Source organism: Cellulomonas shaoxiangyii, from assembly GCF_004798685.1.
GTDB classification, from domain to species: Bacteria; Actinomycetota; Actinomycetes; order Actinomycetales; family Cellulomonadaceae; genus Cellulomonas; species Cellulomonas shaoxiangyii.
Map to the genome: position 1 here is coordinate 2,442,587 of NZ_CP039291.1, position 22,360 is coordinate 2,464,946.

Below are 22,360 nucleotides of genomic sequence, written 5' to 3' on the forward strand. Positions count from 1 at the left end.
TCGCCCGACGTCACTGAGCCGGTGGCCGGTGGGCCGGTCGACGCACCGGACGGCCGACGACGGTGGGCGCGCCGAGAATGCTGACACATGAGCCGCCGGTCGGCAACGTAATCCCATTAAGGTCACCCGCGACCGCAGGCGGGCACGCCGGTGGACGGACGAGCGGGTGCGCGCGCTCAGGCGCGGCGGGCGGCCACAGCCGGGCTCACGACGGTCGAGTCGGGCAGCACGAGCTCGGCGCGGACGCGCGTCACGAGACTGCGGCAGCAGACCTCCGCCGCCTCGGGCATGCGTGCCGCCACGGCGCGCGCGGTGGTGTCGTGGTGGTCGAGGACCTCGCCGACGGGCACCTGCGGCGAGTAGCCGTGCCGCGTCCTGCCCACGAGGACCGCCTCGACCACGCCGTCGAGCGCAGCCAGCATCTCGTTGCCGCTCGCGCGCAGCAGCGTCTGGTGCCAGCCGACGTCGGCGCGCAGGTACTCCTCACTCTCGCCGAGCCCTCGCCCGCCCATGTCGCGCAGCGCCTCGGTGAGCTCGAGCAATCGCTCGCGCTGCTCGTCCGAGGCGTTGAGCGCCGCGAGGCGAGCCGCCGTCGGCTCGACCGCGATGCGCAGGTCGAGGAGCGACCGGAGCTGCGCCTCCCGGCCGGGCCCGGCGAGGCGCCACTCGATCACGCGGGGGTTGAGCACGTCCCAGTGGCTCTCGTCCGCGACGATCAGCCCGACGCGCCGCCGCACCTCCACCATCCCGAGGGACTCGAGCAGGCGCATCGCCTCACGCGCCACCGTCCGCGAGATCCCGAACTCCGCCTCGATGTCCGCGAGGTTGACGATCTCGCCGGGGCCCAGCGCGCGACTCACCAGTCGCTGCCCGAGGACGTCGGTGACGTGGGTGTGCATCAGGGCCGACGCCATCACGCCCCTCCGTCTCTCACCGGTCGAGCCCACTCGGCCCACCGAACTAGGCTATCGGCCATGCTCGCCGGGGAGACGACGCCGTGACGCCACCGCTCAACCGCGACGACCACGGACGCCCGGTCGCCCCCGTGAGGATCGTGCACCTGGGGCTGGGCAACTTCGCCCGCGCGCACCAGTTCTGGTACACGGAGCACGCGCCCGACGCCGGCGACTGGGGGGTCGCGGCGTTCACCGGACGCCGGCCGGACGCGGCCGACCAGCTGCGCGGCCAGGACGGCCTGTACTCCCTGATCACGCGCGGCGAGGACCGCGAGGACATCGAGGTCGTCTCGGCGATCTCCGCCCTCCACGCCTCCGCCGAGCACGACGCGTTCCTGGCACACCTGGCCCACCCCGACGTCCGCGTCGTCACCACGACCGTGACCGAGGCGGGCTACCTCCGCGGCGCCGACGGCGGCCTCCACCTCGGGGACGCGGCGGTGGCCGCGGACCTCGCCGCCGTCTCGCACGACCGCGGCGCCGCGGCGCGGACCGTCCCGGTCCGGCTCGCCGCCGGCCTCGACGCCCGGCGCCGGGCGGGTGCCGGCAGCCTCACGGTGGTCCCCTGCGACAACCTCTCGCACAACGGCGCCGTCCTGGCGCGCGTCGTCCTGGACGCCGCCGAGCACATCGACCCCGCTCTCGCCGAGTGGATCGGCGGCTCCGTCTCCTGGGTCACGTCGATGGTCGACCGCATCACGCCCGCGACCACCGACCAGGACCGGGCCGACGTGGCGGCGGCACGCGGCTACGTCGACGCCTCACCCGTGTCCACGGAGCCGTTCTCCGAGTGGGTGCTCGCCGGGGCGTTCCCCGGCGGTCGGCCGGACTGGGAGGCCGCCGGGGCGCTCGTCGTCGACGACGTCGCGCCCTTCGAGGAGCGCAAGCTCCGCATGCTCAACGGCGCACACTCCCTCATGGCGTACGGGGCGTCGGTGCGCGGCCACCGCACGGTCGCCGAGGCCATCGCGGACCCCGTGGTCCGCAGCTGGGTCGAGGAGTGGTGGGCGGCCACCGCACGGCACCTGACGGTGCCGACCGACGACTACCGGGCCGCACTCCTCGAGCGGTTCTCGAACGCCCGCATCCAGCACCTGCTCGCGCAGATCGCGGCCGACGGCTCTCAGAAGCTGCCCGTCCGCGTGATCCCCGTCGTCCGTGCCGAGCTCGAGGCCCGCAGCGCCGGCGCCGACGGCGCGCTGCGGCCCGTCGCGGCATGGGTCCAGCACCTCCGCGGCCACGGCGCCCCCGTGCAGGACGCCGGCCTGCCGGAGTCCCTCGTCACGCCGGCCTCCGACCTCGAGGACGCCGTGACGACCGTCCTGCGGCACCTCGCGCCGGACCTCGCCGCCGAGCGAGCCGTGGTGGACCGGGTCACGACGCTCGCCCGCGAGATCGCCTGACCCACGGGTCTCGGCATGCTGACTCGGCCCTCGCTCCGCAGTCACCGAGGCCCAGCCGGCCCCGGATCCCACCGGTCACCGTCCGGGGCAGGAGGTATTCCTCACCCGAGGCCGCGAGACGGAACCGCGGCTTTCGCTCCGCTGACCGGCGGCACGCGCTCCCAGGGCGCCTCCGTCGCGCCCGTCGGACCGCTTCCCGCAGCGTCGGGGCCGCAGCGCGGGCCCGACGCACACGGACCACGGACCACGGACCACGGACCGTCAGACGGTGAGCGGGTACCCGACGAACTCGAGGGCCTCGACCACATGCCGCCGGACGAGGTCGGACGGACCATCCGCGATGGCACGATGGATGACCTGCTTCGCGAGCTCGGCGTCGGCCGGCACGAGCTGTCCGTACGCGAGGAGATCCAACGCGGCCTTGGCACGTCCGAACTGCTCCAGGTCCGGCGTATCGGGTGACATGCGCACGCGGTGCTCAAGCAGGACAAGAAGAAGATCGCGGTGGCTCGTGACCGACTCGACGAATGGCAGCGTGTGGGCACGGAAGTCCTCGCTGAACGCCTCTAGCTGTCCCGCGACGCCCATCTCGTACCGGTCCGTCCCCCGCTGAAAGGACTGGTGGAACGCGAAGAGCCCCATCGCGATCCTGCCGTTCTTCACAGCTGTCCCCGGGTTGGCGAACGTGACGATCCAGTCGTACTCCGGCCCTGTGCCGGCCTGCGGGTTCGGGTACTTCACCAACGACACCTGGCACGGGATCGGCCGGGCCCTGGCCGCGTCGTTCTTCGTCGCCTCAAAATCGCGCGCGACGAGTTCGTACACACACGACCGGACAGCGCTCGCAATGGCGCGCCGGTGCACCGCCTCACCCATGGCCGGACCTCCTGCTCAATGACGTCGGGCGAGCTTCCCCCGAACGCGGGCACGCTATCGCACCCTCCTGTACGACACGACGCCAGTGCTGCTAACGCGGTAGGCCCAGAGCTCACCTCGCTTGTTTGCAGCTCGCTCGTACCGGGCGAGCTGGCGCACGCCGCGCGCGATCACTCGTGGATTGTCGGGTTTGAGCTCAACCGGGCGCCCTAGCCGAGTGGCGTCGGGAATTCCTCGAAGGCCGGTCCCAGGGTCAATACCGACGCGCCCTGACCAGTAAACCTGGCGCGCCATGTCGCGCACGAAACGCTGATGCACCTGCTGCCGAGGCCCTTGGACGCTGACCGGCGGATGTGACCACCGCAGGCACTGTCGCGGCTTCCTCGATGAGTACCGAAGGCGCGGCAAGTCCGACGCCCAGCCCTGAAGCTGCCCCCCTCAGATGAGTTCAGCTCCTTGGTGATCAGACTGCCTCGGTGTCGACACTTCCGCCGTCTACTCAAGCTTGGCGGAGGCGCTGCACCGCCGCCGCAACCCGCTGGTCGTCACGAACGGGGACGTCGGCGTTACCAGCTCGCGAGCAGTGGACGGAACGGCCCCGCGTCACCAGAGCCCACGGCGGCGGCCATGACCAGGGATGCCTCTCCGGGCCACTCGAGAACAGCCTTCTCCAGTCGACCCGGCCCTTGCTCTGTGACCGATCGACGCTCCTGCAGCGGTTCGCGCACCGGACTGCGGGCGTGCCGTACCGACGCTCGGGTCCGGTGGGGCGCCATCGCCGGGTCCGCTGGTAATCACGCCGGTGACGCTGCCGACCAAACGCCGGGCGACCAGTCGCGCGCGTACCGGCCGGGCGGAGGGGAACTCCGACGCGAGACGACGAGAACGCCGCACCGCTACCCGGCCGCCACGGATCCCGGTGCCACCAGCCACTCCCTGACCCGGAGCGCCGACGCGCGGACCCGCCGCGGCGTGTCCGCCGAGAAGCGCAGCTCGTACGGCACGGCACGGCCGACGACGTCGAGCGCCACCATCGAGACGAGACGCGAGTCGCTGAAGCGGGTGGCGAATCCGGAGTAGCTGATCGGTCGGGCATCCGAGATCACGCGTCGGGGAGCGCGATACGTACGGAGCCACGACCGGACGACGACGTCGTCCTCACGTAAGTAGCACCCGACCACGCAAGCGCGCGCAGCGAGCGCAAGAGCGATGGCAAGAAGCGTGAGAGGCAGCGGCGCCAGGAGTTCGGCCGAGCTTGCGACGGCAATCGCAAGCAGCAGTTCGAGGAGAAGCCCGAAGAAGACTGCTGCACGACCGAGTCCGACGTCAGGCCGCCGCACTGCTCTCATCGCCACCGCTTCCCGATCTCGTAGACATTGACACCTCGTACCACAGTCCGGTCGTGACCGGCGGATGGCGCGGTACGCCGCCGCCAACTACGCCCCGGCTACCGCGGTCCCCGCCTCGCCCATCGCGGTTGCCGAGCGTACGCAGCGGCGGAGACAGCGTCGCGCGCGGGGCCGATCGCTCCCCGGGAGAGAGGGCGCTTTCTGGATGCGCTTCGCGACTGCAACCATAACTGCGGGCACCTTCGCCCCGAAGGGTCACAGCACGAGTTGTGCGCCTTGCCTCGCGGGGCCCTCGCACCGCCTCCCGGCGGTGATTCACTTCAGGAGAGCCTCGCGGAGGATGAACCACTCACCGGGATCGAAGTCGCGCTCGTACAGGAGCACCCAGTCCTGGCCGGGCCCGAACGACATCCCCTCGCCACGCAGCGCACGGATCGTCAGGGCGAGGACGGCGTTGTTCTCCTCCAACGCGCGTAGTACGGGCGCGTCCGCCTCGGATCGTTGCAGCACCAGCTGGGTCGCCCCGTGGTCGAACGTGTTCTGCCGCCAGTCCACCCCGTCGACGAACCCGACGCCGTAGACCTGGCGGAAGTCGTTGCCGACCACACGAACGCGGCCGCTCGCGGTGAAGTTGCCGTCCCACGTGCCCGAGAACACGCAGCCCGTCACGCTGAGGCCGAAGGCTGTGCCCGTGGCGACCTTCACGTCGACGTCGAGGAGCGTGCACTCGTCCAGCGTGCAGTGGGCGTCGAGCCCGCGGGTCGCCAGCCCGGAGAAGTCGCACCGCCGGAACGTCGACGCCGTGTCCTTCCCGAGGGCGACCGTCCCCAGCGCCCTCCAGAACGACTCCTCGCCCGACACGATGAGGCTCGACCACCGGATGCGTCGGCAGTCCGCGTCCTCGACGAGCGCCTTCCCGTGCAGGTACAGCGAGTCGCCCCTCGTGCCGGCGTAGTCGGCGACGTTCACGACCGAGGCACGCCTCTCGCGCCGTGAATCACGCGGCGGCATGACGACTAAGCCCTCGCTCGACGGCCACCGAGACCCAGCCGGCCCCGGATCTCACCGGCCACCGACCGGCGCAGGACGTATTCCTCACCTGAGTCCGCGAGACGGACCGCGCGTGTCCGGCGGCCTCCCCGTGCCGCGACCGCCACCCCTCCTTCGGTCAGATGGGTGACTGCCAGGCGAACATGGAGAGCGACGATCCGCCTCACGTCCTCGGGCGGCGTCTCCTCCTCGAAACGGTCCAAGGAGAAACCGCCGTCGATCTCGAGGGAGAACCACCTGTCGCCCGGTGTGCTGACGACGGCCCAACGTTCGGGAGCAGCGGCTCGGCGCAGCCGGAGGTAGGCCACGTCCCCACGTGTCCCGACCTCCGAGGAGAGACCGCCGACGCGGGGTGCGAGTTCTGCGAGGAGATCCTCTGTCGCGCCGTTACCCATTCCGTTGACCCCAGATTCTCCATGAGGTGCTGCTCGAACACTGTGAACACGCGGCGTCACGGGACTGCCGTCGGCACCCGAGGGCGTGTGTCCGCGCACTCTCACTCGTCGAGCGGCATCGTCGCACCTTCCCCTCCGCCGTGTACGGCGATCTCCATGACCGTGCGCCCTCACTCGCCCCCCTGGGTCCTCACCCACGTCCACCCGTCGCCGCGCCGGGGCTGCGACCGGCCTCGACCAGCGTCCCCGCCAGCTCGTGCGGCTCCACCTCGACCCCCCGCGCCCGCATGCCCGACCAGTCGACGCCGACGCGCAGCCCGTCGCGGCCGAGCCCGGGCAGCCAGCGCGCGAGGAACGCCTCCAGGTCGACCGGCTCGGGCACGAGGCGGCGGTCGGCGGGTGCGCGCCGTGTCACGGTCGCGGCGAGGGACCGGCCGGACCAGAACGGCATCGCGCCGCGCCCGCCGTCCGCACCCGCCACCGAGACGTAGCCGTCGCCGTCGCGCAGCACCCACACGCACCCGGCCGCGACGGCGGCGACGCAGAACGCGCCCACGCTCGCGCTCACGCCCGCTCCACCGGCGCCTCCCCCAGCCTCGCGCGCGTGCGCCGGTACCCCGGCAGCGAGCCCGCGAGCCGGTCCAGCCAGGCGCCGCCGGGCCCACCGGTGAAGCCGTCGCCGGCGCCGTCCTCGAGCCACGACCCGGACGCCAGCCGCCCGATGCGCCACCGTACGAGCCACAGGTCGCCCGCGACGGCCGCGGCGAGCAGCCGCACGACCGTGCCAACGCTCGCGTCGTGCGTCTCGAAGCCGTGCCCGTGCGGCTCCACGAGGACGGCCCAGCAGCCGTCGAGGTCCTCCGCCTCCACGGTCCACCCGTGGCGCGGCACGGCCACGCGCCACAGAGGCCCGTCCCAGTGCTCCTCGACAAGGTCGTCCGGCCAGCGCCGCAGCACCTGCTCGCGCAGGGCGACGACGCGGGCGGCCCTCAGCGACTCCACCGTCGGCGCCGGGACCGGGTGGGCCGGTCCTCCTCCTGCGTCATACCGCCCCCTGACTCGTGTTCAGCACCGCTCCGACCGATGCGCGGTCGCCAGTGTGCCGGGGACCGGCTGCCCGCGGTAGCACGGTGCGCGAGGATGACCCGTATGGCGCTGTGGATGACGGGTGACGAGGCGGCGGACCGACTGCTCGACGAGGACCCCTTCGCACTCCTCCTCGGGATGCTCCTCGACCAGCAGGTCGCGATGGAGACGGCCTTCGCGGGGCCGGCGAAGATCGCCGACCGACTCGGCGACCTCGACCCCCGGCACGTCGCCGACGCCGACCCCGACGCGTTCGCCGCGCTCTGCGCGACGCCGCCGGCGGTGCACCGCTACCCCGGGTCGATGGCGGGCCGCATCCAGGCGGTCGCGCGCGCCGTCGTGGACGAGTACGACGGGGACGTCACCCGCCTGTGGACCGACGGCGACCCGGACGGCGCCACCGTCCTCAAGCGGCTGAAGGCCCTGCCCGGGTTCGGCGACCAGAAGGCGCGCATCTTCCTGGCCCTGCTCGGCAAGCAGCGCGGCGTGACCCCCGCCGGGTGGCGCGAGGCGGCCGGGGCGTACGGCGAGGAGGGCGCGCGCCGGTCGATCGCCGACGTCACGGACCTGACGTCGCTCGGCGAGGTGCGCGAGACCAAGCGTGCCGCCAAGGCAGCCGCCCGCGCGGCACGCTGAACCGCGCCGCCCGTCCCCCTTCGTCGCCGCCGGCGCCCGTCCCCCTCCGTCGCGCGGCGGACCCGCGGACCCGTCTCGCGGCCGAGGCGGTGCCCGGTCGTCGTTGGCGAGGATGTCCCCCATGACGACGTCCCCGCCGCCGCCCGCCGTCGCGCCGCCCGCGCCGGCGCCGCAGGTCACGCCCGTCCCGGCCGCCGAGCGCGCCGTCGCGCCCGACGTCGCGCGCGGGCTCGCGCTGCTGGGCATCGCGATCGCGAACGCGGTCGGCCACCTGTGGGGCGTCGCGACCGGCCCCGGCGGGCGCCCGGTCGACGGGTCCACGCTCGACCGCATCGTCGACGGGGTCGTCGCGCTGTTCGTCGACCGGCGCACCATGCCGATGTTCGCGCTGCTCTACGGGTACGGGATCGGGGTCGTCGTGCGCCGCCGCGCGGCGGCGTGGGTGCCCTGGCCCGCCTGCCGCGCCGACCTGCTGCGCCGCGCCGGCTGGCTCGTCGCGTTCGGCGTCGCGCACATCGTGCTGCTGTGGGAGGGCGACATCCTCGCCACCTACGGCCTCACCGGGCTGCTGGCGGTCGCGTTCGTCCGCGTGCCGGGCCGCGTGCTCGCCGTGGTCGCCGTGGTGACGCTCCTGCTCTCGGGCCTCCTCAACGGCGCGCTCGAGTCGCTCTCCCTCCTCTCCGGCGGGGAGGCGGCGGGGCTCGAGGGCGCCGAGACGTCCCCCTGGGTGGCGCTGCTGGTGCGCCTCGCGGCGCTCCTCGTCGCGCCCCTGGGCGTGCTCGTCGCGCTCCCGCTCGTCCTCGCCGGCCTGTGGGCCGCGCGCCGCTCGGTCCTCGAGCGACCGGCCGAGCACCTGCCGCTCCTGCGCCGCTGGGCGCTCGGCGGGCTCGCCGTCAGCGTGGTCGGCGGGCTCCCGATGGCGCTCGCGGTCGCCCGCGTCTGGGAGCCGTCGCCGGCGCAGCTGTTCTGGCCCGGGACGCTGCACATGGTCTCCGGGGCGTTCGGCGGCGTCGCGTTCGCGGCGCTCGTCGCCTGGGTCGTCGCGGCGCGCGGCACGACGCTCACGACGCTGGGCCCGGTGGGACGCGCGCTGCGCGCCGTCGGGACGCGCTCCCTCTCCTGCTACCTGCTGCAGTCCGTGCTGTTCGTCGTGCCGCTCGCCGCCTGGACGCTCGGCCTCGGGCAGCACCTGTCGTCCGCGCAGGTCGTGGCCTGGGCCGTCGGGGTGTGGCTCGTCACGGTGGCGTTCGCCGTCGTCCTCGAGCGGTCGGGGCGCCGCGGGCCGGTGGAGGCGGTCTACCGCCGCCTCGTCTACCGGTCGCCCGCGCCCGCTCCCGCCCGCTGAGCACCCCGCGCGCGCCGGGCGCCGGGCGCCGATCGCCGGGCGCAGGGCGCCGGGACAAGGCCGGGACGGACCCGCCGGTCAGCGCTCCTCGGCGGCGAGCGCGTCCTTCCAGCCCTGCGCGTACGCCTCCGCGGACCCCTGGTGGAACATGTCGTCGGGGCCGGTGCGGACCAGCAGGCGCGCGCCCGGACCGTCGTCGTCCGTCACCACGTGGCCGAGGCCGCGCACCACGGCGACGGGACGCCCCGACGCCTTGCCCTTGACGAGCTCGGCGGCGCTCGCGACCTCGTCGGCCACGGCGGCGACGGTCATCGTCAGCGGGCGGCCGAACGTGTCGAGCTGCCCGCGCAGGTCGTCGAGCACCTGCACGCCCGCGGCGCCGATCGCGAGGTCCGTCACGCCCTGCCGCCACGGCCGCCCGGCGGTGTCCGTGACCAGCACCCCGATCCGCACGCCGAACGCCGCCGCCAGCCCCGCCCGCAGCGCGCGCGCCGACGCGTCGGGGTCCACCGGCAGCAGCAGCACCGTGCCCTCGGGGGTGTTCGACGCGTCGACCCCGGCCGCCGCCATGACCAGGCCGAGGTGGTTCTCGACGATCCGGGTGACCCCGCCCGGATGCTCGCGTGTCGCGACCACCCGCACCGTCTCGTCGGTGATCGCCCGCTCGCGGTCGTCGGCGGCGACCACGCGCCCCTCGGCCTTGGAGACGACCTTGCTGGTGACCACGAGCACGTCCCCGTCGGCGAGCGCGTGCGACGGCTCCGCGTCCGCGTCCGTGCGCAGCGCCGCCGTGAGCAGCGCGACGAGATCGTCCCCGGGGACGACCTCCGGCACGCCGTCGGGCGCCCAGACGCGCAGCTCGCCCACCCCTGCGGTCACCGCGCCAGCTTCGGCAGCACGTCGCGCCCGAAGACCTCGATCCACTCGCGCTGGTTGCGGCCGACGTTGTGCAGGTAGATGCGGTCGAAGCCGAGGTCGACGTACTTCTGGATCTCGGCGCGGTGCACGTCCGGGTCGGCGGAGATCACCATGCGGCCGGTGAAGTCCTCGGGCCGCACGAGCTTGGCCATCTGCTCGAAGTCGAACGGCGAGCGGATGTCGGCCTTGGGGAACTTCATGCCGCCGTTGGGCCACTCGTGCATCGCGTTGGCGAGCGCCTGCTCGTCGGTCTCGGCCCACGAGAGGTGCAGCTGCAGGACCTTCGGCATGGTGTCCGGGTCCTTGCCGGCCTCGCGCGCACCGTCGGCGAACTTGCCGAACAGGCCGGAGATCTTCTCCAGCGGCGCGCCGACCGTGATGATCCCGTCCGCGTGCTTGCCGGTGCGCTTGGCGGTGACCGGGCCGGCGGTCGCCACGAGGATCTCGGGCGCCTCCTCCGGCATCGTCCACAGGCGCGTCGACTCGAGCTTGTAGAACTGCCCGGCGTGCTTGACGTCCTTGCCCGCGAGCGACGACGAGAACAGCTTCTTGATGACCTCGATGGCCTCGAACATGCGGTTGATGCGCTCGGGCGCCTCGGGCCAGTACCCCGCCACGACGTGCTCGTTCAGGGCCTCGCCGGACCCGAGCCCGAGCCAGTGCCGCCCGGGGTACATCGCCGCGAGCGTCGCGGAGGCCTGGGCCACCATCGCGGGGTGCCAGCGGAACGTCGGCGCCGTCACGCCCGGGCCCATGTCGCCGCTGGTGCGCTCACCGATCGCGGTCAGCACGTTCCACACGAACGACGACTGCCCCTGTGCGGGCACCCACGGCTGGAAGTGGTCGGCGGCCATCACGCCGGAGAACCCGTTCCCCTCGGCGTACGCCGACAGCTCGACCGCCTCGCGCGGGTGGAACTGCTCCAGCATCGCCGCGTACCCGATCGTCAACCCCGACACGTGGTGCCCTCTCGCTGGTGTTCTGGTGCGCCGTCGAGCCTAACCCCGCCCCGGCGCGGCGCACGCGGCGGGGCGGGGCGGCGCCGGGCACCCGTCCTGAAGCGATTCAGGGAGCCGCGGGGATTGCCAGGCCGGGCGCCGACCGACCATCGTCGAGCGCACGCGCCCGAGAGGACCCACGATGACGCCCGCGACGCCCCCCGCCCGCCTGCTCGCGCACTCCCACCGCCCACGCCCCCGGCACGCCCGGCTCCTCGCAGGCCTCGTGGCCGCGGCCCTGGCGGTGCTCCTCGTCCCGGCCGCGGCGGGCCCTGCGGCCGCGGCGACCGTCGAGCCCGGCCGCTGGTACGTCCTCGTGAACCGGGCCAGCGGCAAGGCGCTGGACGTCGCGGGGTCCGCCACGACCGAGGGCGCGGCGATCGTGCAGCGGACGCGCGACGACCGGACGTCCCAGCAGTGGCGGTTCGTGGCGGCCGGGGACGGCTGGTACCGCCTCCAGGCCCGCCACTCCGGCAGGGCCCTCGACATCACGGGCGCCTCCAGGGCCGACGGGGCCCGTGCGGTCCAGTGGACGGACCGGTCCGCGGCCCACCAGCAGGTCCGCCTCGCCGACTCCGCCGGGGGCTACGTGCGGCTGGTGGTCCGGCACAGCGGCAAGGCGCTCGACGTCCTGAACGCCTCGCTGGCCGACGGTGCGCCGGTCGTCCAGTGGACGGACCGCGGGCAGACGAACCAGCAGTGGCAGCTCGTCCCGCTCGGCGCGTCCACGGACACCTCCGCCCCCACCCCGCCCGGAGGGCTGCGCACCACGGGCCTGACGTGCACCGCCGTCACGCTGTCGTGGACCGCCTCGACCGACAACGTGGGCGTGGCCGCCTACGACATCTACCACGACGGTCAGCAGATGACCTCGGTGCCCGGCACCGCCACGTCGGCCGTCCTCACGCTGTCGCCGGGAGTCACCTGGGGCATGTACGTCAACGCCCGGGACGCCGCCGGCAACGTGTCCCAGGCGAGCCCGACGCTCGAGCTCACGGTGCCGCCGTGCCAGACCGACACCGCAGCGCCCACGACCCCGACGGGGGTCACCGCGAGCGCGGACGGCACGTCCGCGACCGTGCGCTGGACCGCGTCCACCGACGACGTGGGCGTCACCGGGTACGAGGTGCTGCGCGGCGGCGTGGTCGTGGGGACGGTCCCCGGGTCCGCCACGTCGTTCGTCGACGCCGGCCTCGCCGCCGGGACGGCGTACTCCTACGCCGTGCGCGCCCGGGACCAGGCGGGCAACCGCTCGCCCGCCTCGGCGGCCGTCACCGTCACCACCGGCGCCACGTGCACCGGCGCGGGCGTGATCTGCTCCGTCCGCCAGGTCGCGACGGACCGCGACCTGCCCTGGGGCCTCGTCGAGCTGCCCGACGGATCCGTGCTGTACGGCCGGCGCGACGCGGGCCGCGTCGTCCGCCTCGACCCCGCGACGGGCACCACGACCGTCGTCGCGGGCACCTTCCCGGGCATGGCCGGGACCGACGGCGAGGGCGGGCTCATGGGCCTGGCCGTCGCGCCGGACTTCGCCACCGACCCGTGGCTGTACGTCATGCACACCACCGCCACGGACAACCGCGTGGTGCGCGTCCGGTACGTCGACGGCGCCCTCTCGGGCACGCCGCAGGTGCTGGTCCAGGGCATCCCGCGGAACAAGTACCACAACGGCGGCCGGCTGCGCTTCGGGCCCGACGGCATGCTGTACGTCGCGACGGGCGACGGCCAGAACCCGCAGTGGGCGCAGGACACCGCGAACCTCGCCGGCAAGGTGCTGCGGATCCACCCCGACGGGCGCGTGCCGGCCGACAACCCGTTCGGCAACGCGGTGTGGAGCTACGGGCACCGCAACCCGCAGGGCCTGGCGTTCGACTCCCGCGGCCGGCTGTGGCAGCAGGAGTTCGGCAACTCCCTCATGGACGAGACCAACCTCGTGGTGCGCGGCGGCAACTACGGGTGGCCGCAGTGCGAGGGCACCAGCGGGAGCTGCTCGGACGCCGGTCTGGTGGCGCCGAAGCTGACGATGTCGACCGCGGCGGCGTCGTGCTCCGGCATCGCGGTCGTCGGCGACTCCCTGTGGATCGCGTGCCTGCGCGGCACCCGGCTGTACCGCGCGACGATCACGGCGGACGGCTCCCTCACGGGGGTGCAGTCGCTGCTCCAGGGCACCTACGGGCGGCTGCGGACGGTGGAGCCGAGCGCCGACGGCGGCCTGTGGGTCACGACGAGCACGCGGGGCGACAAGGACTCCGTGGCGAACAACAGCGACGAGCGGATCCTGAAGATCACGCTCGGGCGCTGACCCGGCGGCCGGCTCGCGGCTCGCGCCTCCCTCGGGGGCGGCGCGTCCGCGGGCCCGCCGTCGGGTTCACGGGTGCACGGTCGCCGGGCGTTCGCCGGGAGTCGGCGCCGTGTCGGCGGCGGGCGCGGTGCCGGCGGCGGGCGCCGGGGCGGTTCCCGCGCCGACGTCGCGGTCGGCGCCCCGGCGCACGACCGCGACCCCGAGGACGACGAGCGCGGCGCCGACGACCTGCACGCCGCGCGGCGCCTCGGCGAGCAGCACCCACGCCAGCAGCACGGCGAAGAGCACCTCGGACAGCGCGAGGAAGGACGCGACGCGCTCCCCCAGCAGCCGCACCGACACGGCGGACACGCCGTAGGCGAGCGCGGTGGGCACGACCCCGACGACGGCGAGCGGCACGGCCCAGTGCACCGTCGCGCCGAGCACCTCGACCCGCACGTCGGGCGCCGCGAGCGGCAGCACGCCCACGAGCGCGAGCACCGCGACCGTCACGGCGCCGACCGCCATCGCGGCGCCGGCGAGCGTGACGGGCGGCAGCGCGAGCGGCCGCGCGGTGAGGGCGAAGTACGCCGCGTTGCCGACGGCGGCGCCGAGGGCGAACAGCAGCCCCACGGGGTCGAGCGCGAGCGACCCCGTGACGTCGAGCACGAGCACGAGGCCGCCCATGGCGAGCGCCGCCCCGACGAGGGTCGTGCGCGACGGCGCCCGGCGCGTGCGCGCCCAGCCCCACAGGACGAGCAGCAGCGGCCCGGTGTACTCGACCAGCAGCGCGACGGCGACGGGCAGCCGGTCCACCGCGAGGAAGTACAGCGTGGAGGCGCCCGCGACGCCGAGCAGCCCGAGCCCGACGACGGTGGCGGCGTCGGCGCGCAGCGCGGACCAGCGTCCGTGCAGGGCCCACAGCGCGGGGCCGGCCAGGAGCAGGGCCCCCAGCGTGAGGCGCACGAGGATCGCCGCCCCCGGCGACCACCCCGCGGCGAGCAGCGGCTTGACCACCGGCCCGCTCGTGGCGAACGCGAGGGCGGCCAGCAGCCCCGCGGCGATCCCTGCGCTGCGCGCACGCGTGCCCTGCACGTCGTCTCCCGACACCCCGGCCCGCGCGACGCGGGCGGACGGACGCGGCGCCCGGCGGTCGTCGCGACGAGGCGGTCCCGCGCCCCGGGATCGCCGGTGTCAGGGGTCATCCGCTCCTATGCTCATGACGCTACGGCCTCGTCCCGACAGGAGTCAACGTGCCTTTCGCCCATGACACGGAGGCGAACCTCCGGGCCGCCGCGGACCTGGTCAACACGGCGCGGCGGCTCGACGGCACCGACGCCCTGACGACCCCCGAGGACCTGCGCGCCTTCCGCACCCGCTGGCGCTACACCGGGCGCCACGACGGCGACGCGGCCGAGCTCGCCGCCGTGCGCCGGGCCCGCACGCGCGTCGGCGCGCTCTGGGCCGCGGACCGGGACGCGGCGGCCGACCAGGTCAACGCGATGCTGCGCGACGCCGACGCGGTACCCTCCCTCGCCCGGCACGACCACATGGACTGGCACCTGCACGCGACCGCGGACGACGCGCCGCTCGCGTCGGTCGTGCTCGCCGAGACGGCCCTCGCCGCCGCGGACCTCGTGCGCTCCGACGAGTGGGACCGCATGGGCACGTGCGCCGCGGAGGACTGCGACGCCGTGCTCCTGGACCTGTCGCGCAACCGGTCCCGACGGTTCTGCGACGTCAACGGGTGCGCGAACCGGGCGCACGTGGCCGCCTACCGGGCGCGCCGCGCCGCACGCACCGACGCCTGACCCGGCCGCCACGGGCCCCCGGCCGGCCGGTCCGCGGCCGCACACGGGGCGCCGGCGCGGCGTAGGGACGTCGCGGTACGCGTGGAAAGATGTGTGCCCATGACCGACCTGACCGCACGTGCCGATGCCCCGACGAGCGCGCCCGCCCGCCAGGTACCGGACAAGGTCACCGTCGACGGGCTCGAGGAGCGCTGGGACGGCGCCTGGACGGCGGCCGGCACGTACTCCTTCGACCGCTCGCAGGAGCGCGCGCAGGTCTACTCCATCGACACCCCGCCGCCCACGGTGTCCGGCTCGTTGCACGTGGGCCACGTCTTCTCGTACACGCACACCGACGTCGTGGCGCGCTACCGCCGCATGCGTGGGTACGAGGTGTTCTACCCGATGGGCTGGGACGACAACGGCCTGCCGACCGAGCGGCGCGTGCAGAACTACTACGGCGTGCGCTGCGACCCGTCCCTCCCGTACGACCCGGACTTCACCCCGCCGCACGAGGGCACGGACGGCAAGGCGGTCAAGCCGGGCGACCAGGTGCCGGTCTCGCGCCGGAACTTCATCGAGCTGTGCGAGCGGCTCTCCGCGCAGGACGAGCAGCAGTTCGAGCACCTGTGGCGCCGGCTCGGCCTCTCCGTCGACTGGTCGATGACCTACCAGACGATCGGCAGCACGGCCCGGGCCGTGTCGCAGCGCGCGTTCCTGCGCAACCTCGAGCGCGGCGAGGCCTACCAGGCCGAGGCGCCCGGCCTGTGGGACGTCACGTTCCAGACGGCGGTCGCGCAGGCCGAGCTCGAGGCGCGCGACTACCCCGGCGCGTTCCACAAGGTCGCGTTCCACCGCCCCGACGGCGAGGCCGTCGTCATCGAGACCACGCGCCCGGAGCTGCTGCCGGCGTGCGTCGCCCTCATCGCCCACCCGGACGACGAGCGCTACCAGCACCTGTTCGGCACCACCGTGACGAGCCCCCTGTTCGGCGTCGAGCTCCCCGTCCTGGCGCACCCGGCCGCGGAGCCCGACAAGGGCGCCGGCATCGCGATGTGCTGCACGTTCGGCGACCTCACCGACGTGCAGTGGTGGCGCGAGCTGCGCCTGCCCACGCGGTCGGTGGTCGGCCGCGACGGCCGCGTGCTGCGCGACACCCCGGAGTGGATCGCCACCGAGGCCGGCCGCGCGCGCTACGCGGAGATCGCCGGCAAGACCACCTTCTCGGCACGTGAGGCCCTCGTCGCCGCGCTGCGCGAGTCCGGCGACCTGCTCGGCGAGCCCGTCGCCACGCAGCGCAAGGCGAACTTCTACGAGAAGGGTGACAAGCCCCTCGAGATCGTCACCAGCCGGCAGTGGTACCTGCGCAACGGCGGCCGGGACGAGGCCCTGCGCACGGCCCTGCTCGCCCGCGGCCAGGAGCTCGGCTTCCACCCGGACTTCATGCGGGTGCGCTACGACAACTGGGTCGGCGGCCTCAACGGCGACTGGCTCGTCTCGCGCCAGCGCTTCTTCGGCGTGCCGTTCCCGGTCTGGTACCCGCTCGACGAGGACGGGCAGCCGCGCTACGACGCGCCGATCGTCCCGGACGAGGCGGCCCTGCCCGTCGACCCGACGAGCGACGTCCCGCCGGGGTACGCGGCGGAGCAGCGCGGCGTGGCGGGCGGCTTCGTCGCCGACCCCGACGTCATGGACACCTGGGCGACGAGCTCGCTGACGCCGCAGATCGTCTGCGGGTGGCTCGACGACCCCGACCTGTTCGCCCGCACGTTCCCGATGGACCTGCGCCCCCAGGGTCAGGACATCATCCGCACCTGGCTGTTCTCGTCGGTCGTGCGCGCCCACCTGGAGAACGGGTCCCTCCCGTGGACCGACGCCGCGATCAGCGGCTGGATCCTCGACCCCGACCGCAAGAAGATGAGCAAGTCCAAGGGCAACGTCGTGACGCCGCTGGCCCTGCTCGAGGAGCACGGCTCGGACGCGGTGCGCTACTGGGCCGCCTCGGCCCGCCTGGGCACCGACGCGGCCTTCGAGGTCGGCCAGATGAAGATCGGCCGCCGCCTGGCGATCAAGGTCCTCAACGCGAGCAAGTTCGTGCTCTCGTTCGGCGCGGCCGACGAGCCGGTCCTGCTCGACCCGGCCCTCGTCACCGAGACGCTCGACCGCGCGATGCTCGCCGGGCTCGCCCAGGTCGTCGAGACCGCGACCGCGGCGCTCGAGTCCTACGACCACACCCGGGCCCTGGAGACCACCGAGACGTTCTTCTGGACGTTCTGCGACGACTACCTCGAGCTGGTCAAGGACCGTGCGTACGGTGCCGGCGCCGCGGCCGGCGACGTGCCGGCCGCGACGGCGTCGGCACGCGCCGCGCTCGGCATCGCGCTCGACACGCTGCTGCGCCTGTTCGCCCCCGTGCTGCCGTTCGCGACCGAGGAGGTCTGGTCCTGGTGGCGCGAGGGCACGGTGCACCGTGCGCCGTGGCCGACGGCCGAGCCGCTGCGCGCGGCGGCCGGTGACGCGGACGCCGGCGTGGTCACCGCGGCGGGCGCCGCGCTCGCCGCGCTGCGCAAGGTGAAGTCCGAGGCGAAGGCGTCGATGCGCACGCCGATCGAGCACGCGGTGCTCGCGGTGCCCGCCGCGCTGCGGGCGGCCGTGGAGGTCGCCCTCGACGACGTCCGCTCGGCGGGCCGCGCCACGGGCACGCTCGAGCTCGTGGACGCGGAGGACGAGACGCTCGTCGCGCGTGACGCCCGGCTCGGCGAGGCGGTCGCGCGGACCTGAGTCGACGCGCCCGGTCGGGCGCTGCCGCACCGACGGCCCGGGACCCAGGTCCCGGGCCGGGACGATTCTGTATAACCATGCTGGTGCACGTATACTCATCCGCGCTCCAGCACGGAAGGAAACCCATGCGTCACCTGCTGCCCACCACCGCCCTCGTCGCGGCGGCCGCCCTCGCCCTCGGTGCCTGCTCCGGCGGGCTCGGCTCCGACGAGGCGTCCCCCGCGGCCACCGACGGCGTCGCCCTGGTCGAGCCCGGCACGCTCACGGTCTGCACCAACCCGCCGTTCGAGCCCTTCGAGTACGAGGACGAGAGCGGCGAGATCGTCGGCCTCGACATGGACATCGCGCGGGAGGTGGCCGAGGACCTGGGCGTCGAGCTCGCGGTGAAGGTCACGCCGTTCGACACCATCCAGTCCGGCACCGACCTCGACACGGGCACGTGCGACATCGTCGCGTCGGGGCTGACCATCACCGAGGAGCGCCAGGCGAAGTTCGACTTCTCCGACCCGTACTTCGACGCCGACCAGGGCCTGCTCGTGCCGGCGGGCTCCGACCTCTCGACGGTGGAGTCGCTCGCCGACAAGCGCGTCGGCGTGCAGCTCGCCACCACCGGCGAGACCTGGGCGACCGAGGAGGGCCTCGAGACGGTCCAGTTCGAGGACCTGGGCCTTCAGGTCCAGGCCCTGACGACCGGCCAGGTCGACGCCGTCGTCAACGACATCGCGGTGCTCGGCCCGTGGATCGACGAGGGCTTCGAGGTCGCCGCCACGTTCCCGACGGGCGAGCAGTACGGCCTCGGCGTCAAGAAGGGCAACACCGCCCTGCTCGAGGAGATCAACTCCACCCTCGTGCGCATCGCCGGCGACGGCACGTACGAGGAGATCTACACCACGCACATCGGCACCGCGCCCGACGAGGGCTGACGCCCGTGACGGGCGGGCGCGCCGGTGCTGCACCGGGTGCCCGCCCGTCGCCGTGACAGCCCGCGACGGACGGCCCACCGCGACGGAGACCGCATGACCACCGCACAGCAGACCCTCGAGATGCCGCCGGGCCGGCGGCGCATGAGCCCCCGCCGGCGCGCCCAGGTGGTGCGCGGCGTCCAGTACGGCGTGCTCGTCGTCGCGGTGCTCGTGATCGCGCTCCTCACGGACTGGTCGCGGGTGGGCGACCAGCTGTTCAACCCCGCGGTCGCCGCCGACCTCGCCGCGAAGCTCCCGATCGGCGTGCTCAACACGCTCAGGTACACGCTGGGGGCGTTCGCCGTCGGGCTCCCCCTCGGGGCGCTCCTGGCGTTCATGAAGCTGTCGTCGGTCGCGGTCTACCGCGCGATCGCCACCGTGTGGATCGAGTTCTTCCGCGGCATCCCCGCCCTGCTCGTCGTGCTGTCGGTCGGCTACGCGGTCCCGATCGCGTTCGGCGTGTCCATCCCGTCCGTGCTCGCCAAGGCGTCGATCGCGCTCGGTGTCGTCGCGTCCGCGTACATCGCCGAGACGCTGCGCGCCGGCATCCAGGCGGTCCCGGCGGGGCAGATCGAGGCGGCCCGGTCCCTCGGCATGTCGCACACGCGGACGATGCTGCAGGTCGTGGCCCCGCAGGCGTTCCGGATCGTCCTGCCGCCCATGACCAACGAGATCATCCTGCTCACGAAGGACACCTCGCTGGTCTTCCTCGTCGGGCTCACGCTCGCGGAGTACGACATCACCAAGATCGGCCGCGACGCGCTGAACTCCGCCGCGGGCGGCCTCACGGCCCTGTTCGTGACCGGCGCCTGCTACCTCCTCATCACCCTGCCGCTGGGCTGGCTCACCCGCCGCCTCGAGCGCCGCACCGGCACGAAGGGACGCCGCGCATGAGCCGGCCCGTCGTCACGATCTCCGGCCTGCACAAGTCGTTCGGCCCGCGCGAGGTGCTGCGGGGCATCGACCTCGAGGTCGCCGCCGGCGAGGTCGTCTGCATCATCGGCCCGTCCGGGTCGGGCAAGTCGACGCTGCTGCGCTGCGTCAACCTGCTCGAGCAGCCGACCGCGGGGCGCATCGACCTGCTCGGCGTCGAGGTGACCGACCCCGACGTCGACATCGACCGGGTGCGGACCCACGTCGGCATGGTGTTCCAGCAGTTCAACCTGTTCAGCCACCGCAGCGTCCTCGACAACTGCACGATGGCCCAGCGCACCGTTCTGCGCCGCTCGCGCGAGGAGGCCGAGCGGGCCGCGCTCGCCAACCTCGAGCGCGTCGGCCTGGCGGACCGTGCGCAGGCGATGCCCGCGCAGCTGTCGGGCGGCCAGCAGCAGCGCGTCGCCATCGCCCGCGCGCTGTCGATGGACCCGCAGCTCATGCTGTTCGACGAGCCCACGTCCGCGCTCGACCCCGAGCTGGTCGGTGACGTCCTCGGCGTCATGCGCGACCTCGCCGACGCCGGCATGACCATGCTGGTCGTCACGCACGAGATGGCGTTCGCCCGCGAGGTCGGCGACCGCGTCGTGTTCATGGACGAGGGCCAGATCGTCGAGGTGGGCCCCGCGGGCCGGGTGATCGGCGACCCGCAAGAGCCGCGCACGCGGGAGTTCCTCCAGCGGGTGCTCGACCCGACGCACCGCCACGACGCGTCCGGCACCGCGGGAGCGCCCCCGCAGGTCTAGGGTCGAGCCACCCCTCGCCGCCGTCCCGGAGCCGACCATGCCCGAGTCCCACTCCCCCGCCCTCGTCCCCGCCGACCCCGGGGCGTCGATCCCCCGGATGCTCGCCGCCCGCCTGGCGCGCGACGCCCGCGGCACGTTCATCGAGCGGCAGGCCGCCCTCGGCGGGCTGTGGCAGCCCGTCACCGTCGAGGCGTTCGTCGCCGAGGTGACCGCCGTCGCCAAGGGCATCATCGCCTCGGGCGTCGAGCCCGGCGACCGCGTCGCGATCATGTCCCGTACCCGGTACGAGTGGACGCTCGTCGACTTCGCCGTGTGGGCCGCGGGTGCGGTGGGCGTGCCGGTGTACGAGACGTCGTCCCCCGAGCAGGTGCGCTGGATCGCCTCCGACTCCGGCGTGCGCATGGCGGTCGTCGAGACGCCCGCCCACGCGGCCACCGTCACCCTGGTGCGCGACGACCTCCCCGGTCTCCGGGAGGTGCTCGTGCTCGACGAGGGCGCCGTGACCACGCTCGTGCAGCGCGGCACCGACCTCACGGACGAGGACGTCGCCCGGCGCTGGCGCGCGACGCGCGCGGACGACCTCGCGACCGTGATCTACACGTCGGGCACCACCGGGCGCCCCAAGGGTGTCGAGCTCACGCACGGCAACTTCGTGGAGCTGGTCCGCAACGGCGCCGTCGGCCTGGGCGAGGTCGTCTCCAAGCCCACGTCGCGCACGCTGCTGTTCATGCCGCTCGCCCACGTCTTCGCGCGGTTCATCCAGGTGCTGTGCGTCGAGTCGGGCGCGGTCCTCGGGCACACGCCGGACACCCGCAACCTGCTGCCGGACCTCGCGTCGTTCCAGCCGACGTTCGTGCTGGCCGTGCCGCGGGTCTTCGAGAAGGTCTACAACTCCGCCGAGCAGAAGGCCGGGACCGGCGGCAAGCTGCGCCTGTTCCGGTGGGCCGCCAAGGTGGCCATCGCCTACTCCCGCGCGCTGGACACCCCGGCCGGTCCGGGTGCCGCCCTGACGGCGCAGCACCGGCTGGCGGGTGCGCTCGTGCACAAGCGCCTGCGCGCCGCGCTGGGCGGCCGTGCGGAGTTCGCCGTGTCCGGCGGCGCGCCGCTCGGTGAGCGGCTCGGCCACTTCTACCGCGGCATCGGCGTGCACGTCCTCGAGGGGTACGGCCTCACGGAGACCACGGCGGCGACCGCCGTGAACCGGCCCGAGCTCACGAAGATCGGGACGGTCGGCCCGGCGTTCCCGGGCGCCTCGCTGCGCGTCGACGACGACGGCCAGATCTGGGTGAAGGGCCCGCACGTCTTCCGGGGCTACCGCCACCAGGCCGAGGCGACCGCCGAGGTGCTCGTCGACGGGTGGTTCAAGACCGGCGACCTCGGGACGCTCGACGAGGACGGCTGCCTGCGGATCACCGGCCGCAGCAAGGAGATCATCGTCACCGCCGGCGGCAAGAACGTCGCCCCCGCGGCGCTCGAGGACCGGCTGCGCGGGCACCCGCTCGTGAGCCAGGTCGTCGTCGTCGGTGACCAGCGTCCCTTCATCGGCGCGCTCGTCACCCTCGACGCCGAGATGCTCCCCGGGTGGCTCGCGTCGCACGGCCTGCCGCCCATGGACGTCGTCACGGCGTCGACGCACCCGCAGGTCCTCCAGGCGCTCGACCGCGCCGTCGACCGCGCGAACGAGTCCGTGTCCCGGGCGGAGTCCATCCGCAAGATCCGCGTGCTGACGATGGACTTCACCGAGGCCAACGGCTACCTCACGCCGTCGCTGAAGGTGAAGCGCGCGAAGGTGCTCGCCGACCTCGCGGCCGACGTCGACGCGCTGTACGTCGACACCCGCGACTGACGACCGGCC

The 22,360-nt window shown here is 74.0% G+C and carries 20 protein-coding genes; 10 read left to right on the plus strand and 10 right to left on the minus strand.

The features are described 5' to 3' along the window. Positions 1-176: 176 nt before the first annotated feature. Positions 177-914, minus strand: coding sequence for a FadR/GntR family transcriptional regulator (locus E5225_RS11055; protein WP_135972713.1), 738 nt, complete (start codon positions 912-914; stop codon positions 177-179). 131 nt (positions 915-1,045) lie between these two features. Here E5225_RS11055 and E5225_RS11060 point away from each other — a divergent pair, with 131 nt between their 5' ends. Continuing rightward, positions 1,046-2,359 carry a mannitol dehydrogenase family protein gene (locus tag E5225_RS11060; protein ID WP_135972712.1) on the plus strand — a complete coding sequence of 438 codons (1,314 nt, stop codon included), beginning with the start codon at positions 1,046-1,048 and terminating at the stop codon, positions 2,357-2,359. Between the two features lie 261 nt (positions 2,360-2,620). On the opposite strand, the gene E5225_RS11065 is transcribed toward E5225_RS11060, so the two are convergent. From E5225_RS11065 to E5225_RS17540, 6 genes are all read right to left on the minus strand, one after another. Continuing rightward, on the minus strand, positions 2,621-3,235 hold the full coding sequence (locus tag E5225_RS11065; RefSeq protein ID WP_135972711.1) for a hypothetical protein: 615 nt from the start codon (positions 3,233-3,235) through the stop codon (positions 2,621-2,623). Positions 3,236-3,289: 54 nt separating this feature from the next. Next, a complete protein-coding gene (locus E5225_RS18275; protein WP_424945122.1) occupies positions 3,290-3,529 on the minus strand; it encodes a hypothetical protein in 240 nt (79 codons plus the stop codon). A 602-nt stretch (positions 3,530-4,131) separates the two neighbouring features. After that, complete coding sequence (locus E5225_RS11075; RefSeq protein WP_135972709.1) at positions 4,132-4,584, minus strand: hypothetical protein; 453 nt, start codon at positions 4,582-4,584, stop codon at positions 4,132-4,134. Positions 4,585-4,899: 315 nt separating this feature from the next. Continuing rightward, positions 4,900-5,553, minus strand: a complete 654-nt coding sequence (locus E5225_RS11080) for a hypothetical protein (protein WP_135972708.1) — start codon at positions 5,551-5,553, stop codon at positions 4,900-4,902. 666 nt (positions 5,554-6,219) lie between these two features. Then, positions 6,220-6,597 (minus strand): DUF2750 domain-containing protein, encoded by a 378-nt coding sequence (locus tag E5225_RS17535; protein WP_166435919.1) that lies wholly within the window; start codon positions 6,595-6,597, stop codon positions 6,220-6,222. Next, positions 6,594-7,031, minus strand: a complete 438-nt coding sequence (locus tag E5225_RS17540; protein ID WP_166435918.1) for a hypothetical protein — start codon at positions 7,029-7,031, stop codon at positions 6,594-6,596. The genes E5225_RS17535 and E5225_RS17540 overlap by 4 nt, the downstream gene beginning before the upstream one ends. A gap of 147 nt (positions 7,032-7,178) precedes the next feature. Here E5225_RS17540 and E5225_RS11090 point away from each other — a divergent pair, with 147 nt between their 5' ends. After that, a complete protein-coding gene (locus E5225_RS11090; RefSeq protein ID WP_135972730.1) occupies positions 7,179-7,751 on the plus strand; it encodes an HhH-GPD-type base excision DNA repair protein in 573 nt (190 codons plus the stop codon). A gap of 121 nt (positions 7,752-7,872) precedes the next feature. Beyond that, the gene (locus E5225_RS11095; RefSeq protein WP_135972706.1) at positions 7,873-9,096 is read left to right on the plus strand and encodes a DUF418 domain-containing protein; all 1,224 of its coding nucleotides are present in this window, start codon (positions 7,873-7,875) and stop codon (positions 9,094-9,096) included. Positions 9,097-9,174: 78 nt separating this feature from the next. Here E5225_RS11095 and E5225_RS11100 read toward each other — a convergent pair whose 3' ends face one another. Beyond that, positions 9,175-9,975 (minus strand): coenzyme F420-0:L-glutamate ligase, encoded by an 801-nt coding sequence (locus E5225_RS11100; RefSeq protein WP_243738134.1) that lies wholly within the window; start codon positions 9,973-9,975, stop codon positions 9,175-9,177. Next, positions 9,972-10,943, minus strand: coding sequence for a TIGR03557 family F420-dependent LLM class oxidoreductase (locus E5225_RS11105; protein ID WP_135972728.1), 972 nt, complete (start codon positions 10,941-10,943; stop codon positions 9,972-9,974). Before E5225_RS11105 ends, E5225_RS11100 begins: the two co-directional genes overlap by 4 nt. A 211-nt stretch (positions 10,944-11,154) precedes the next feature. Between E5225_RS11105 and E5225_RS11110 the strand changes: the two genes are divergently transcribed. Then, a complete protein-coding gene (locus E5225_RS11110; RefSeq protein WP_135972705.1) occupies positions 11,155-13,314 on the plus strand; it encodes a PQQ-dependent sugar dehydrogenase in 2,160 nt (719 codons plus the stop codon). 66 nt (positions 13,315-13,380) lie between these two features. Here the strand turns inward: E5225_RS11110 and E5225_RS11115 are convergent, their stop codons facing one another. Next, the gene (locus E5225_RS11115) at positions 13,381-14,388 is read right to left on the minus strand and encodes an EamA family transporter (protein WP_135972704.1); all 1,008 of its coding nucleotides are present in this window, start codon (positions 14,386-14,388) and stop codon (positions 13,381-13,383) included. Positions 14,389-14,546: 158 nt separating this feature from the next. On the opposite strand from E5225_RS11115, the gene E5225_RS11120 reads away from it, so the two are divergent. The 6 genes from E5225_RS11120 to E5225_RS11145 all read left to right on the plus strand — a co-directional run bounded on the left by E5225_RS11120 (position 14,547) and on the right by E5225_RS11145 (position 22,351). Next, positions 14,547-15,104, plus strand: coding sequence for a CGNR zinc finger domain-containing protein (locus tag E5225_RS11120; RefSeq protein ID WP_135972703.1), 558 nt, complete (start codon positions 14,547-14,549; stop codon positions 15,102-15,104). 99 nt (positions 15,105-15,203) lie between these two features. Beyond that, on the plus strand, positions 15,204-17,864 hold the full coding sequence (valS, locus tag E5225_RS11125; protein WP_135972702.1) for a valine--tRNA ligase: 2,661 nt from the start codon (positions 15,204-15,206) through the stop codon (positions 17,862-17,864). Between the two features lie 125 nt (positions 17,865-17,989). Beyond that, entirely contained in the window at positions 17,990-18,787 is a 798-nt protein-coding gene (locus E5225_RS11130; RefSeq protein ID WP_135972701.1) for a transporter substrate-binding domain-containing protein, read from the plus strand. A 93-nt stretch (positions 18,788-18,880) separates the two neighbouring features. After that, positions 18,881-19,720 (plus strand): amino acid ABC transporter permease, encoded by an 840-nt coding sequence (locus tag E5225_RS11135; RefSeq protein WP_243738133.1) that lies wholly within the window; start codon positions 18,881-18,883, stop codon positions 19,718-19,720. Further along, complete coding sequence (locus E5225_RS11140; RefSeq protein ID WP_135972700.1) at positions 19,717-20,505, plus strand: amino acid ABC transporter ATP-binding protein; 789 nt, start codon at positions 19,717-19,719, stop codon at positions 20,503-20,505. Before E5225_RS11135 ends, E5225_RS11140 begins: the two co-directional genes overlap by 4 nt. A gap of 37 nt (positions 20,506-20,542) precedes the next feature. Then, entirely contained in the window at positions 20,543-22,351 is a 1,809-nt protein-coding gene (locus E5225_RS11145; protein ID WP_135972699.1) for an AMP-dependent synthetase/ligase, read from the plus strand. Positions 22,352-22,360 lie beyond the last annotated feature (9 nt).